The 13393-nt window shown below is 61.1% G+C and carries 13 protein-coding genes and 1 pseudogene; 10 read left to right on the top strand and 4 right to left on the bottom strand.

All coding sequences use genetic code 11. The features are described from left to right. Together AAFM15_RS09095 and secF are read left to right on the top strand one after the other, a co-directional pair. The coding region (locus AAFM15_RS09095; protein ID WP_341686402.1) for a SecD/SecF family protein translocase subunit at nucleotides 1–596 on the top strand (596 nt) is incomplete at its 5' end. A 14-nt stretch (nucleotides 597–610) separates the two neighbouring features. After that, nucleotides 611–1561 carry a protein translocase subunit SecF gene (gene secF / locus AAFM15_RS09100; RefSeq protein WP_341686403.1) on the top strand — a complete coding sequence of 317 codons (951 nt, stop codon included), beginning with the start codon at nucleotides 611–613 and terminating at the stop codon, nucleotides 1559–1561. Nucleotides 1562–1608: 47 nt separating this feature from the next. Here secF and dprA read toward each other — a convergent pair whose 3' ends face one another. Beyond that, a complete protein-coding gene (gene dprA, locus AAFM15_RS09105) occupies nucleotides 1609–2736 on the bottom strand; it encodes a DNA-processing protein DprA (RefSeq protein WP_341686404.1) in 1128 nt (375 codons plus the stop codon). 114 nt (nucleotides 2737–2850) lie between these two features. Between dprA and def the strand changes: the two genes are divergently transcribed. The 5 genes from def (at nucleotide 2851) to AAFM15_RS09130 (ending at nucleotide 6700) form a co-directional block, all read left to right on the top strand. Continuing rightward, nucleotides 2851–3360: a peptide deformylase gene (gene def / locus AAFM15_RS09110; protein WP_341686405.1), complete on the top strand. Its 510-nt coding sequence runs from the start codon at nucleotides 2851–2853 to the stop codon at nucleotides 3358–3360. Nucleotides 3361–3374: 14 nt separating this feature from the next. Beyond that, nucleotides 3375–4337: a methionyl-tRNA formyltransferase gene (gene fmt / locus AAFM15_RS09115; protein WP_341686406.1), complete on the top strand. Its 963-nt coding sequence runs from the start codon at nucleotides 3375–3377 to the stop codon at nucleotides 4335–4337. Further along, nucleotides 4337–5068 (top strand): AzlC family ABC transporter permease, encoded by a 732-nt coding sequence (locus AAFM15_RS09120; RefSeq protein ID WP_341686451.1) that lies wholly within the window; start codon nucleotides 4337–4339, stop codon nucleotides 5066–5068. Before fmt ends, AAFM15_RS09120 begins: the two co-directional genes overlap by 1 nt. Next, nucleotides 5065–5400 (top strand): AzlD domain-containing protein, encoded by a 336-nt coding sequence (locus AAFM15_RS09125; protein ID WP_341686407.1) that lies wholly within the window; start codon nucleotides 5065–5067, stop codon nucleotides 5398–5400. The genes AAFM15_RS09120 and AAFM15_RS09125 overlap by 4 nt, the downstream gene beginning before the upstream one ends. Nucleotides 5401–5506: 106 nt before the next feature. Continuing rightward, nucleotides 5507–6700 (top strand): phosphoglycerate kinase, encoded by a 1194-nt coding sequence (locus AAFM15_RS09130; protein WP_341686408.1) that lies wholly within the window; start codon nucleotides 5507–5509, stop codon nucleotides 6698–6700. A 60-nt stretch (nucleotides 6701–6760) separates the two neighbouring features. Here the strand turns inward: AAFM15_RS09130 and AAFM15_RS09135 are convergent, their stop codons facing one another. Further along, nucleotides 6761–7855: a fatty acid desaturase gene (locus tag AAFM15_RS09135; protein ID WP_341686409.1), complete on the bottom strand. Its 1095-nt coding sequence runs from the start codon at nucleotides 7853–7855 to the stop codon at nucleotides 6761–6763. Between the two features lie 206 nt (nucleotides 7856–8061). Between AAFM15_RS09135 and pyk the strand changes: the two genes are divergently transcribed. After that, on the top strand, nucleotides 8062–9495 hold the full coding sequence (gene pyk, locus AAFM15_RS09140; protein WP_341686410.1) for a pyruvate kinase: 1434 nt from the start codon (nucleotides 8062–8064) through the stop codon (nucleotides 9493–9495). Here the strand turns inward: pyk and AAFM15_RS09145 are convergent. Continuing rightward, entirely contained in the window at nucleotides 9473–10183 is a 711-nt protein-coding gene (locus AAFM15_RS09145) for a phosphatase PAP2 family protein (RefSeq protein WP_341686411.1), read from the bottom strand. The genes pyk and AAFM15_RS09145 overlap by 23 nt on opposite strands. Before the next feature lie 106 nt (nucleotides 10184–10289). Here AAFM15_RS09145 and fba point away from each other — a divergent pair. Together fba and AAFM15_RS09155 are read left to right on the top strand one after the other, a co-directional pair. Further along, nucleotides 10290–11354: pseudogene (fba, locus tag AAFM15_RS09150) on the top strand (class II fructose-bisphosphate aldolase). Nucleotides 11355–11446: 92 nt separating this feature from the next. Continuing rightward, a complete protein-coding gene (locus tag AAFM15_RS09155; protein WP_341686412.1) occupies nucleotides 11447–12355 on the top strand; it encodes a phosphoribosylaminoimidazolesuccinocarboxamide synthase in 909 nt (302 codons plus the stop codon). A 7-nt stretch (nucleotides 12356–12362) separates the two neighbouring features. Here the strand turns inward: AAFM15_RS09155 and trxA are convergent, their stop codons facing one another. Continuing rightward, nucleotides 12363–13316 (bottom strand): thioredoxin, encoded by a 954-nt coding sequence (gene trxA / locus AAFM15_RS09160; protein ID WP_341686413.1) that lies wholly within the window; start codon nucleotides 13314–13316, stop codon nucleotides 12363–12365. Nucleotides 13317–13393 lie beyond the last annotated feature (77 nt).

Genomic DNA, 13393 nt, shown 5'->3' on the forward strand with positions numbered 1-13393 from the left:
AAATCATTGAAGAGCGCACCATTGGCCCGAGCCTGGGCGCTGAAAACATTGCCAAGGGCTTTAACAGCGTGACTTGGGGCTTCCTGGTGATCGTGGCCTTCATGTGCGTGTACTACATGATGTTTGGCTTGTTCTCCAGCCTGGCGCTGGCGGTCAACCTGCTGCTGTTGGTGGCAGTGCTGTCCATGCTGCAGGCCACACTGACGCTGCCAGGCATGGCCGCCATGGCGCTGGCGCTGGGCATGGCGATTGACTCCAACGTGCTGATCAACGAGCGCGTGCGTGAGGAGCTGCGCAGCGGCGTGAGCCCGCAAGCGGCCATCCATTCGGGTTATGACCGGGCCTGGGCGACGATTTTTGACTCCAACATCACCACCCTGATTGCAGGCGTGGCCCTGTTGGCTTTTGGTTCCGGGCCAGTGCGCGGCTTCGCGGTGGTGCACTGTCTGGGTATTTTGACCAGCATGTTCTCTGCGGTGTTTTTCTCGCGTGGCCTGGTCAACCTCTGGTACGGCGGCAAGAAAAAGCTCAAGACCGTCTCGATCGGTACCGTCTGGCGTCCAGCCGGCGGCACGGCCGTGGACAAGAGCGAATAAGCGGAGGCTGCGAGATGGAATTCTTCAAGATCAAAAAAGACATCCCGTTCATGAAGCACGCGTTGATCTTCAACGTGGTTTCTTTCGTGACGTTTCTGGCGGCCGTGTTCTTCCTGTTCACCCGTGGCCTGCACCTGTCGGTGGAGTTCACCGGCGGCACGCTGATGGAGGTCAGCTACAGCCAGCCGGCTGATGTCAACAAAGTGCGCGATGTGGTCTCTGGCCTGGGCTACAACGATGTGCAGGTGCAGAACTTTGGCACCGCCAACGATGTGTTGTTGCGCTTGCCAGTTCAAAAAGGCGTGACTTCGGGTCAGCAAAGCGAGCAGGTGCTCAGTGCACTGAAAGCGCAAAACCCCGATGTGACCTTGCGTCGCACCGAGTTTGTGGGTCCACAGGTGGGCGATGAACTGGCAGCTGACGGCCTCAAGGCGCTGGCCTTTGTGGTTGTGGGCATCGTCATTTACCTGGCGATTCGCTTCGAGTGGAAGTTTGCGGTCTCGGCCATCGTTGCCAACTTGCATGATGTGATCATCATCCTGGGCTTCTTCGCCTTCTTCCAGTGGGAGTTTTCGCTGGCGGTGCTGGCGGCGGTGCTCGCGGTGCTGGGGTATTCGGTCAACGAATCGGTGGTGATTTTCGACCGCATTCGCGAGAACTTCCGTCGCTACCGCAAGATGGACACGGTGGGCATCATCGACAACGCGATCACTTCCACCATCAGCCGCACCATCATCACCCACGGTTCCACGCAGATCATGGTGCTGTCCATGCTGCTGTTCGGGGGCGAAACGCTGCACTACTTTGCCATGGCCCTGACCATTGGCATTTTGTTTGGCATCTACTCATCGGTGTTCGTGGCTGCGGCCATTGCCATGTGGCTGGGCGTCAAACGCGAAGACCTGGTCAAGGCGGTTAAAAAAGAAGGTGACCCTTCCGACGAAAACCACGGCGCTGTGGTGTGACCGGTTCACTCCAATTGCAAAAGGCCCCGCTGGGGCCTTTTGTTTTTTCAGGCCCGCACCACCCGCTGGAAGAGTCCGCCCGGCAAGCGTTCGACCTGACCGGCCAGTTCAAGGTCGAGCAGCTCGGCCTGAAGGTGGGGCGTGTCCAGCCCTGTGCGTGCTTGCAGGGTGTCCAGATTGACCGGGTCATGGCCCAGGTGCGACAGCAGGGGGCTTTCCTGTTCGGTGTCGGACTCCAGTGTGAGTGGCATCTGGGTATGAAAGGGCGCGTGCAGTTCTTCGAGAATATCTTGCGCAGCCTCCACCAGTTTGGCGCCTTGACGGATGAGCGCGTGGCAGCCTTTGCTTTGCGGCGAGTGGATGGAGCCTGGAATGGCAAACACTTCTCGGCCTTGGTCCAGCGCTTGCCTGGCGGTGATGAGCGAACCTGATTCCAGCGCGGCCTCCACCACCAGCGTGCCTTGGCTCAAGCCCGAAATGATGCGGTTGCGGCGCGGAAAGTTTTCGGGGCGAGGTTGGGTGCCCAGCGGGTATTCGGACAGGATCAGGCCTTGCTGCGCAATGCGGTGCGCCAGTTGCAGGTGGCTGCGTGGATAAACGCGGTCCAGCCCGGTGCCCACCACGGCGATGGTGGCGATGTGCCCTGAGCTTGCACCCTCCAAAGCGCCCTCGTGCGATACGCCATCAATGCCCAGCGCCAGGCCCGAGACAATGGTCAGCCCCGCCTGAGACAGGTTGCGTGCAAAAGCATGTGCATTGAGCTTGCCCTGGGGCGTGGGGTTGCGGCTGCCGACCATGGCCAGTGCCTGATGGGCTTGCAGCTGCCGCAGTTGATCGATCTGGCCCATCGCGTAGAGCAGCGCGGGTGGATCGTCGGTGTCCAGCAAAGCGGCAGGGTAGTCCGGGTCGCCCAGGGTGACGATGGCGCGCCCAGCCGGATCGGCGTCCAGCCAGGCCACCGTGTTGCGCAGCAAGGGCTGAAGTTCATCGGGCTCCTGCGCCATGGCCAGTGCGATGCGTGCGCTCACCACCCTGGCCCAGTCGCTGTGACTGCATTGCCAGATGGTCTGCGGCGGCCCCAAGGCGGCCATCAGCTTGCGTGCGGTTTCCGGTCCGATGCCCGGTGTTTGCAGCAGGCGCAGCCAGGCGCCCAGTTCGTCGTGGTCGGTCAGCATGTGTTCTCCCTGTCGTGGTCCTTGAGGACTCTGTGGGCCCATTCTGGGTGAAAACCACCGCGGCGGCAAGACGACAGACGAACAAGGTTTTCAAGGTCTGCGAAAATAAGCACCATGGCACTGCTTCCCATTCTTCGTTTCCCCGACCCACGTCTGCACACGGTGGCCAAGCCCGTGCAGGCTGTGGATGCGCGCATTCAAACCTTGCTCGACGACATGTTTGAGACCATGTATCACGCCAATGGCATTGGTCTGGCGGCGACGCAGATTGATGTGCACGAGCGTGTGGTGGTCATCGATACCTCCGAGGAGCGCGACAAGCCGCTGGTGCTGATCAACCCCGAATTGCTGTGGGCCAGCGACGAGCGCGTCAAGGGCGACGAAGGTTGCCTCTCCGTGCCCGGTATTTACGATGGTGTGGAACGCTCCACGGCCGTCAAAGTCAGCGCGCTGGACCGCGATGGCAAGCCACAAACCATCGAAGCCGAGGGCCTGCTGGCCATTTGCATCCAGCACGAAATGGACCACCTCATGGGCAAGGTGTTTGTGGAGTACCTCTCGCCGCTCAAGCTCGGTCGCATCAAGACCAAGCTGGCCAAGTCCTTGCGTGACGATCAGCGCTGAACGCAGGAGCGCGCTTGAAAATTGTTTTTGCGGGAACCCCCGAATTTGCTCGCGAGGCCATGGTGGCGCTGCACGCAGCAGGCCACGACATTGCGTTGGTGCTGACCCAACCCGATCGCCCGGCAGGGCGTGGCATGAAGCTGCAGGCCTCGCCCGTCAAGCAGTGGGCGCTTGAGCATGGCGTGCCCGTGCAGCAACCACGCAGTCTGCGCCTGGACGGCAAATACCCCGAGGAGGCCGCAGCGGCTCGCGAGGCCTTGCTGGCTGCGAATGCCGAGTGCATGGTGGTGGCCGCTTATGGCCTGATCCTGCCGCAATGGACGCTGGATTTGCCGCCCAGAGGTTGCCTCAATATTCACGCCTCCTTGCTGCCGCGCTGGCGCGGGGCGGCGCCGATTCACCGCGCGATTGAAGCCGGTGATGCCGAGACCGGCATCACCATCATGCAGATGGACGCCGGGCTGGACACGGGCGATATGCTGCTGGTGCGCAGCATGCCGATTGCACCTGATGCAACGACTGCCACCTTGCACGACCAGCTCGCCGCCATGGGCGGTGAGTGCATTGTTCAGGCGCTGGCGCAGCCCGATGCGCTGGTGCCTACGCCCCAACCGACCGAAGGCATCACTTACGCGCACAAGATCGAAAAAGCCGAGGCCGCGCTGGACTGGGCTTTGCCCGCCGAGGTGCTGGCGCGTCGTATCCGTGCTTTTGACCCCTTCCCCGGCATGACGGTGCCTTTGGTTCACAACGGCGCGACCGAAGTGCTCAAGCTCTGGGCGGTCACGCCAGAGCCGTTAGCCCAGGCCGCTGCGCCGGGTACGGTGGTGCAAGCCGATGCCAGCGGTGTGCGTGTGGCCTGTGGACAAGGGCAGCTGTGCCTGACGCAGTTGCAGCGTCCCGGGGGCAAGCGCATGAGTGCAGCTGATTTCCTGCGGGGTTGTCCGCTGCAAGTTGGGCAACGGCTGGCTGCATGATGTTTTTGCAAGTGCGTTTACGTCAGCATCCTGCTTTCATGGATGGTTTGAGGGCGCTGCTGCCGCAGGCGCCGGGCATCGCCGCCTGGGGCATGATGACTGGCGTGGCCATGGTCAAGTCCGGCCTGAGCGTCTTTGAAGCCGTGGCGATGACCATTTTTGTGTTTGCCGGCAGCGCGCAGCTGGCCGCCACACCCTTGATCATTGCAGGGGCTCCCATCTGGGTGATTCTGGCCACGGCGTTTTGCGTCAACCTGCGCTTTGTGGTGTTCAGTCTGCATTTGCGCGATTACCTGATGCACCTGCCACTGGTGCAGCGCATGTGGCACGCCTACCTGACCGGCGACATCACCTATGTGCTCTTTGTGCGTCAATACCCGCATCCGGGTAAAACACCCGAGGTGTTGCTGGAGCAGGAGGCTTGGTTCACCGGCAACTATTTCTGCAACTGGCTGAGCTGGATTTCGGCCAGCCTGATCGGCATTGCCCTGGCTAATTTCATCCCCACGCAATGGGGGCTGGGTTTTGCCGGCATTTTGTGTCTGATCGGCATTCAGTGTTCGCTGGCGAGTTCGCGCTTGCGCATCATGGCTGCAGCGGTCGCGGCGGTGGCAGCTGTAGTGGCGTTTGCCTTGCCGTTGAAGCTCAACATCGTGGTGGCGATTGCGGTGGCGGTGATTCTGGCGCTCACGGTTGAAAAAATGCACCCTCGCACAGGAGCTGCAGCATGACGGGCCATGATGTCTGGATCATGCTCGTGATTGCGGGCCTGACGGTGGTGACGGTGGTCACGCGAGGCTTCTTTTTCATGTCCAGCAAACCCTGGCATCTGCCGGGATGGGCCCAGCGAGGGCTGCAATACGCACCGATTGCAGCTTTGTCGGCCGTGATCGCGCCTGAGGTCTTCATGAGCCAAGGTCAGGTCATCACCACGCTGCTCGATGCGCGCCTGTATGCGGCCTTTGCGGGCGGCGCGGTTTTCTTCTGGAAACGCAATGTCTTGTGGACCATTGTGGCCGGTATGGGCGTGTACCTGCCGCTGCACTTGGGCCTGGGCTGGTAAGTTGCCCACGGCTGCGATTGTTCGGGGAACGAACCTGAAGGGCGTCAGTCCGTGGTGAGGGTGGACTCTTAAAATGGGCGAGATATTTTGATCTGGAAGCAGCCCCATGAAAGTGATCCGTTTTTCCGACCTGTGCGCCCAAGGCCAAGTTGCTGGCAAGCGCGTGTTCATCCGCGCTGACCTGAACGTGCCGCAAGACGATGCGGGCAACATCACCGAAGACACCCGCATCCGCGCCAGCGTGCCGGCCATCGAAATGGCGTTGAAGGCGGGAGCTGCTGTGATGGTCACCAGCCATCTGGGCCGCCCCACCGAGGGCGAATTCAAACCCGAGGACTCTCTGGCCCCCGTGGCCAAGCGCATGGGCGAGCTGCTGGGCCGAGAGGTTCCCCTGGTGTCCAGCTGGGTCGATGGTGTGGCGGTTGCGCCAGGCCAGATCGTCATGCTGGAAAACTGCCGCGTCAACAAGGGCGAGAAAAAGAACAACGAAGAGCTGGCCCGCAAGATGGCCGCGCTGTGCGACATCTTCGTGCACGATGCCTTTGGCACCGCCCACCGCGCCGAGGGCACGACCTACGGCATTGCCCAGTTCGCCCCCATTGCTTGCGCCGGCCCCCTGCTGGCCGCCGAGATCGACGCCATCAGCAAGGCCCTGGCCAACCCCAAACGCCCCCTGGCCGCCATCGTGGCGGGCTCCAAAGTGTCCACCAAGCTGACCATCCTCAAAAGCCTGGCGAACAATGTGGATCAACTCATTGTGGGTGGCGGCATTGCCAACACCTTCATGCTCGCTGCAGGCCTGAAGATCGGCAAGAGCCTGGCCGAAGCCGACCTGGTGGGCGAGGCCAAAGCCGTGATCGAGGCCATGAAAGCCCGTGGTGCCGAGGTGCCGATCCCCACCGATGTGGTCTGCGCCAAAGAGTTCAGCCCCACGGCAGCAGCCACCGTCAAGAAAGCCACCGAGGTGGCAGACGATGACATGATCCTGGACATTGGCCCGGAGACGGCAGCCAAGCTGGCGGCCCAGCTCAAGCAGGCTGGCACCATTGTCTGGAACGGCCCGGTGGGCGTGTTCGAGTTTGATCAGTTTGCCAACGGCACCAAAGAAATCGCCAAAGCGATTGCCGAGTCCAGCGCCTTCAGCATTGCAGGCGGTGGCGACACGCTGGCGGCGATTGCCAAGTACGGCATCGACAAGCAGGTGGGTTACATCTCCACTGGCGGGGGCGCATTCCTGGAAGTGCTCGAAGGCAAGACTCTGCCCGCGTTTGAGATCCTGACCAAGCGCGCGGCAGGCTAAACAAGAAAAGCCCCGACAGCTTGCGCTGCGGGGCTTTTTGTTGGCTGGGGCGGTCTTCGCTTAAGCCGCTTTGACCTGGGGCAGGTTGCCGCGCACGGGGCTGGTCATTTTGCCTTTGAAGTCGGTCCAGCACTCGCGGCCGAAGTCATACAGCTTGCAGGCCTTGGCGGTGTCAAAGTACCACTTCCAGGAGAACTCCTGAATGATGATGCGACCGGGCAGCATTTCTTCGAGTTTGGCCTGGGCTTTTTTCAGGCGGTACAGGGGCACGCTCATGTCCACGTGGTGAGCGGTGTGCTCCATGATGTGGTGCATCAGGGCGCCGATGTTGAACGGGAACGTCAGGTGCACTGTTGTGGACACGAAAGGTGCAGCAGCGCTCCAGGCGGCCTTGTTGGCGTGCCAGGACGACTTGACGTGAGTGTGGTGGACATAGACCACAAAGCCGATCATGCTGTTCCAGAAGAAGAAGGGAATGGCGACGCCCATCAGCAAACTCAAGGCCACGGACTGTTCGGTGGCGATGGCGGCAGCAGTGATGGCGGCAATCCACAGGGCGCCAAACACGGACACCAGCATGCTGTCCTTGAAGAAAATCGGGCGACGGGTCGGCATGTGCTTCTTGTTCGGGAAGAACTCGCGTTTCCACCAGATCTCGATCATGTAGTACAGGCCGGGTGCCCATCCGCTACGGTAGGCGCGTTGCAGCAGGCGTTGCATGGGTGAGAGGGCGGCAAACTCGTCAGCCGTCAAAGGTTCCCACACAAAGTCCACACCCTTGAGGTTGGTGTAGCCATGGTGCACCACGTTGTGGCCGGTGTCCCACAGACTGTAGGGTGTGATGGAAGGCAAAAACGCGATGCGGCCAAGTACCTTGTTGAGCTCGCGGTGCGGCGTCAGGCTCTGGTGGCAGGCGTCGTGACCGATGATGAACAGGCGTCCGATCACGAAGCCAGCGGCCATGCCGCACAGCAGCTTGGCCCAGATGGCGTCCAAAGCGATGGTGCCGGTGATCAAGGCGAAGAACAGGGCGTAATCAAACGCCAGCAACACAAAAGCGCGCAGCGTGGTGCGTTGCGACAGTGGAATCAGCCACTCACGGATCACCTTTCGGTGGGGCATGGGCTGGTCAATGGCAATCGGTTGGTCAGACATGTGTACACAGGTAAATGAGGCAAGAAACTCGCCGACCCCACAATTTTATGCGGCTAAGGGTTTCCTCGCACTGACAAGGATCAATCGCGGGCGGATCTGCAGGGTTGAACAGATACTTAAGAAGTATTGAACGGGCTGTGCAGATTGTTCTGGGGATGTAACCCAATTGATGGGAAAATTGAAACCAAGTTACAAGGAGACTGTTCATGTCGCTTCGCGCCACCAAAATCGTTGCCACCCTGGGCCCGGCATCCAGCACGCTGGAAATGCTCGAAGCCATGATTCGGGCAGGCGTGAATGTGGTTCGCCTCAATTTCAGCCACGGCAAGGCGCAGGACCACATTGATCGCGCCAACCTGGTGCGTGAAGCTGGCCAGCGCGCTGGCCGCGAAGTCGCCATCATGGCCGACCTGCAGGGCCCCAAAATCCGCGTGGGCAAGTTTGCTGAGGGCAAGGTCATGCTGGAGCCGGGTGCCAAATTCGTGCTCGACGCTTCGCGTACCGAGCCCGGTGACATCAACGGCGTGGGCCTGGACTACAAAGAGTTGCCCCGCGATGTGAAGGCTGGCGATGTGCTGTTGCTCAACGATGGTCTGATCGTGCTGACGGTCGATGCCGTCAAGGGCGAGGCGGTGCATACCACCGTCAAATTGGGCGGAGAGTTGTCCAATAACAAAGGGATCAACAAGCAGGGCGGCGGTTTGACTGCGCCCGCCCTGACGGCCAAGGACATGGAAGACATCAAGACCGCCATGGGCCTGAAGGCCGACTACGTGGCGGTGAGCTTTCCCAAGAACGCGACCGACATGGAAATGGCCCGCCAGCTGTGCAATGTGGCCGGTGCCGAGCATGGCCACAAGCCAGGCCTGATCGCCAAGATCGAGCGCGCAGAGGCTATTCCGCGCCTGGAAGAAATTCTGCTGGCCAGCGACGGCATCATGGTGGCACGGGGCGACCTGGCTGTTGAAGTGGGCAATGCGGCAGTGCCGGCGCTGCAAAAACGCATGATCAAGCTGGCCAAGGTGCATGACAAGGTGGTGATCACCGCCACCCAGATGATGGAAAGCATGATCACCAACCCGGTGCCCACCCGCGCCGAGGTGAGTGATGTGGCCAACGCCGTGCTGGACGGCACTGATGCTGTCATGCTCAGCGCCGAAACGGCAGCTGGCAAGTTCCCGCTGGAGACGGTGCAGGAAATGGCCAAGATCTGTGAAGCCGCCGAAAGCGCCGAGCATGTGGAGCTGGACGCCGACTTCATGGGCCAGACCTTTGACCGCATCGACCAGACGATCGCCATGGGCGCACTGTTCACCGCTCACCATATGGCTGCCAAAGCGATTGTGGCGTTGACCGAGTCGGGCTCGACCGCGTTGTGGATGAGCCGCCACCGCGTGCACATCCCGATATACGCGCTGACCACCAAGGTGTCTTCCCAGCGCAAGATGGCGCTTTACCGCAATGTGCGTCCGTTGCTGATGGACACCAGCGCCGACCGCGACACGGCGCTCACGCAGGCCGAAGGGCACCTGAAAAAGCGCAACATCGTCAGCACCGGCGATGTCTACGCCATCACCTGCGGCGAGCCCATGGGTGCGCCGGGGGGCACCAACATGCTCAAGATTTGCCGCGTGAGCTGAGGCGCTGATACAGGCTGAAGCACAACAGGCCCACGCTCCAGCAAATCCATGCTGTCCAGAGGGTGTGGCTGGTGAAGTGCGCCCCCCTTACCTGTTGCACCAGGCCCAGCACCAGTCCGCTCAGACCGCTGAGGGTCCACCAGTACCGGGCGGCGTTGCGTTGATGGGGCCACAACCAGAACCCACCCGCCATAAAGGCAAAACCTGTAGAGGCATGGCCAGCCGGGAAGCAATGGCCTCCGCCACCATCGCGCAGGCCAAAGTCCCAGTGCGAGACCAGCGGCAGGGTGCCACCAAAGGCCTGCAGATCCCATGGGCAGCTGGTGTGGCTCATCCCTTTGATCAGCGACACGGCAAGAATGGCGGCCACAATCGACAGCCACAACCCCCAGCGCTCACCTCGGCTCAGGCGATGCAGCCCTCCGAACGGGCCGACGGGACGCCACAGCACCACAGCAAGTGCCAACAGCACCATCCAGCCTGCCTTGCGAGCACCTTCATGCAAAACCGCGCTGAGCCAGAAGTTGTCGCGCAGGCTGAACCCCTCCGGGGTGCCAAACCACTGGGCGATGGGCAGATCCAGTCCGCTCGCATCCCAGGCGACGATGGCCAGCCCCAGGGCCAGTGTCCAGGTCCAGCAGGTGCGCAAGGTGGGGGTGTGTTGCATGGGCTGCATCATAGTGGTCATGAGCGGGTTCAGTCCGATGTCAGCCGCATCTCGATAGAATTCATCACAGTTACCAGCCGATTACATCGCCGGCCTTACAGATTTTCAACTTCCGGGGAACTTCACCATGGCACTCGTCTCGATGCGCGAACTGCTGGACCACGCAGCCGCCAATGGCTACGGCATTCCAGCCTTCAACGTCAACAATCTGGAGCAGGTTCAGGCCGTCATGCAGGCCGCTGATGAGGTGGGCGCACCGGTGATCCTGCAGGCCAGCGCTGGTGCCCGCAAATACGCCGGTGAGCCGTTCATCAAGCACCTGATCCAGGCCGCCGCCGAGCAGTGGCCCCACATTCCGCTGGTCATGCACCAGGATCACGGCACCAGCCCCAAAATCTGCCAGGGCGCGCTCGACCTTGGCTTTGGCTCGGTCATGATGGACGGCTCCCTGATGGAAGATGGCAAAACGCCGTCAAGTTTTGACTACAACGTGAATGTGACCAAGACCGTCGTCGACATGGCCCACAAAATTGGCGCCACCGTCGAAGGCGAGTTGGGCTGCCTGGGCAATCTGGAAACCGGTGATGCGGGTGAAGAAGATGGCATTGGCGCTGTGGGCAAACTCGACCACAGCCAGATGCTGACCGACCCCGAAGAAGCGGCTGTGTTCGTCAAGGCCACGCAACTGGACGCACTGGCGATTGCCATTGGCACCAGCCACGGCGCCTACAAGTTCAGCCGCAAACCCACAGGCGACATCCTGGCGATCTCGCGCGTCAAGGAAATCCACGCCCGCATTCCCAACACTCACTTGGTCATGCACGGCTCGTCAAGTGTGCCGCAGGAACTGCTGGCCTTGATCAACCAGTATGGCGGGCAGATGAAGTAAACCTATGGCGTGCCTGTCGAGGAAATCCAGGAAGCCATCAAGTACGGCGTGCGCAAGATCAACATCGACACCGACATCCGTCTGGCCATGACGGCCGCTTGTCGCAAATTCCTGGTCGAGAATCCGGATAAATTCGACGCCCGTGAGTGGCTCAAGCCTGCCCGTGCCGCGGCCCAAGCGATTTGCAAACAGCGTTATCTGGAGTTCGGTTGCGAAGGTCAGGGTGCGAAGATCAAGGGTATGAGCCTGAGCGTGATGGCTGGCAAGTATGCTGCCGGCGAATTGGCCCAGGTGGTGAACTGAGTTTTTCCTGACAGGAGCGACCGGAGGCCGCTTCTACAATAGAGGGCCCGTTGAACGTTCAGCGGGCCTTTTATATTGATTGCTTTATTGCTATGACTTCTGCCCTTCACACCTCGGCTCTGACTTCCTTGCCTTTGTTGGCGCGCGGCAAGGTGCGCGATAACTACGCCGTAAGTGACGACCGCATCCTGATGGTGGCGTCTGACCGCATCAGTGCGTTTGACGTGATCATGGGTGAACCCATCCCCGGCAAGGGCGAGCTGCTCACGCAGATGGCGCTGTTCTGGTTTGACCAACTGGGCCCCAAGGGTCTGAACATTTGTCCCATTCACCTGACCGGCGATGCGCCTGAGAGCGTGGTCAGTGCCGATGAGGTGCCGCAAGTCACAGGCCGCTCCATGCTGGTCAAGCGCCTCAAGCCGATACCGGTGGAGGCTGTGGTGCGAGGCTATCTGGCTGGTAGTGGCTGGAAAGAGTACCAGGACAGTCGTTCGGTGTGTGGCGTGCCGCTGCCCGAGGGGCTGAAGAACGCGAGCAAGCTGCCCCAGCCGATCTACACCCCGGCAGCCAAAGCGGCGGTGGGTGAGCACGACGAAAACATCACCTTTGAGCGTACGGTGGAGATGATTGGCGCCGACTTGGCCACCCGCATCCGCGACATCTCCATCCGCTTGTACGTGGCCGCGAGCGAGATCGCGGCGAAAAAAGGCATCATCATTGCCGACACCAAGTTCGAGTTTGGTCTGGACGCCGACGGCACTTTGGTGCTGATGGACGAGGTGCTGACACCTGACTCCTCGCGCTATTGGCCTGCCGATAGCTACGCCGAAGGCAGCAACCCGCCCAGCTTCGACAAGCAGTTCCTGCGCGACTGGCTCGAGACCGCGCAAGTGGCGGGCAAGCCCTGGGACAAGACGCCGCCCGCGCCACGTCTGCCCAAAGAGGTGATCGAACACACGGCAGCCAAGTACCGCGAGGCTCTGCAGCGCCTGGTGGACTAAGCGCTGCTCAGTTGAGCGCCATGCTCAATTTGCGACGGTAGCCGGAGACCAACGCCGCCTGAGGATCTTGCGCCGAAGTGCTTTGGCTGGTCAGCTCGATGCCCCCCGCGGTTTTGCCAGCCAATGCGGGGTCGGGTTTGGCGGGCGGAGGACTGAGCAATTCGAGAATGGCGACCACGGTTTTGCGCGGAGTTTCGTCGGCCCACTTTTTGTCGCGCATGATGATTTCGAGCAGCTCATCCATGGCTGCGGTCCACTCGCCTGCGGCCATCAGTACACGGCTCTTGGCCAGGCGGGTTTCAAAGTCGCGTTTGTTCTGGCCGATCAGGTCGTCAAACTTGTCCAGCGTCCATTGACCGCGCGGGTCGGTGGTCACAAACTCCAGAGCCAGAAGCCATTGTTGCAGGGCTTCAAAGCGTTGCGAAGCAGGAATGCGGCCCAGCGCAGGTGCCAGCAAGGCGGCGGCTTCAGCCAGTTCGCCTTCGCTGATCAGCAGTTGCACCAGGTCAAAGCGGGCATCGTCGTTGCCGGGGTCAGTGGCCAGGGCTTGTTCAAGTGCCGTGCGGGCGCTTTGGGCGTCGCCTGCGGCCAGGTGTTCTTGCGCATCTTCAGCGGCGGCGTGCGCTTGCAGGGCGTCTTCGCTGGGCACGTGTTTGTCCAGGAACTGGCGCACCTGGCCCTCGGGCAGGGCGCCCATGAAGCCGTCCACCGGCTTGCCGCCCATCATGAGCACGCAGGTGGGAATGCTGCGGATGCCAAAAGCGCCAGCCAGCTCCTGCTGCTCGTCGGAATTGATCTTGGCGAGCTTGAAGCGGCCACCGTAATCGGCCTCCAGTTTTTCGAGCACCGGGCCCAGGGACTTGCAGGGACCGCACCAGGGCGCCCAAAAATCCACCAGCACTGGGGTGGACATGGAGGCGGCAACCACCTCGGCTTCAAAGTTTTCAATCGTGACGTTCATGGCGCTCTTGTGTGTGAATCTCCGCCCAGTTGTGGGTGGAAACCTTAAAATTCAAGCTTGACAACGAAAAGCACCCA

Origin of the sequence: Limnohabitans sp. (genome assembly GCF_038134685.1) — a bacterium.
Lineage (GTDB): Bacteria > Pseudomonadota > Gammaproteobacteria > Burkholderiales > Burkholderiaceae_C > Limnohabitans_A.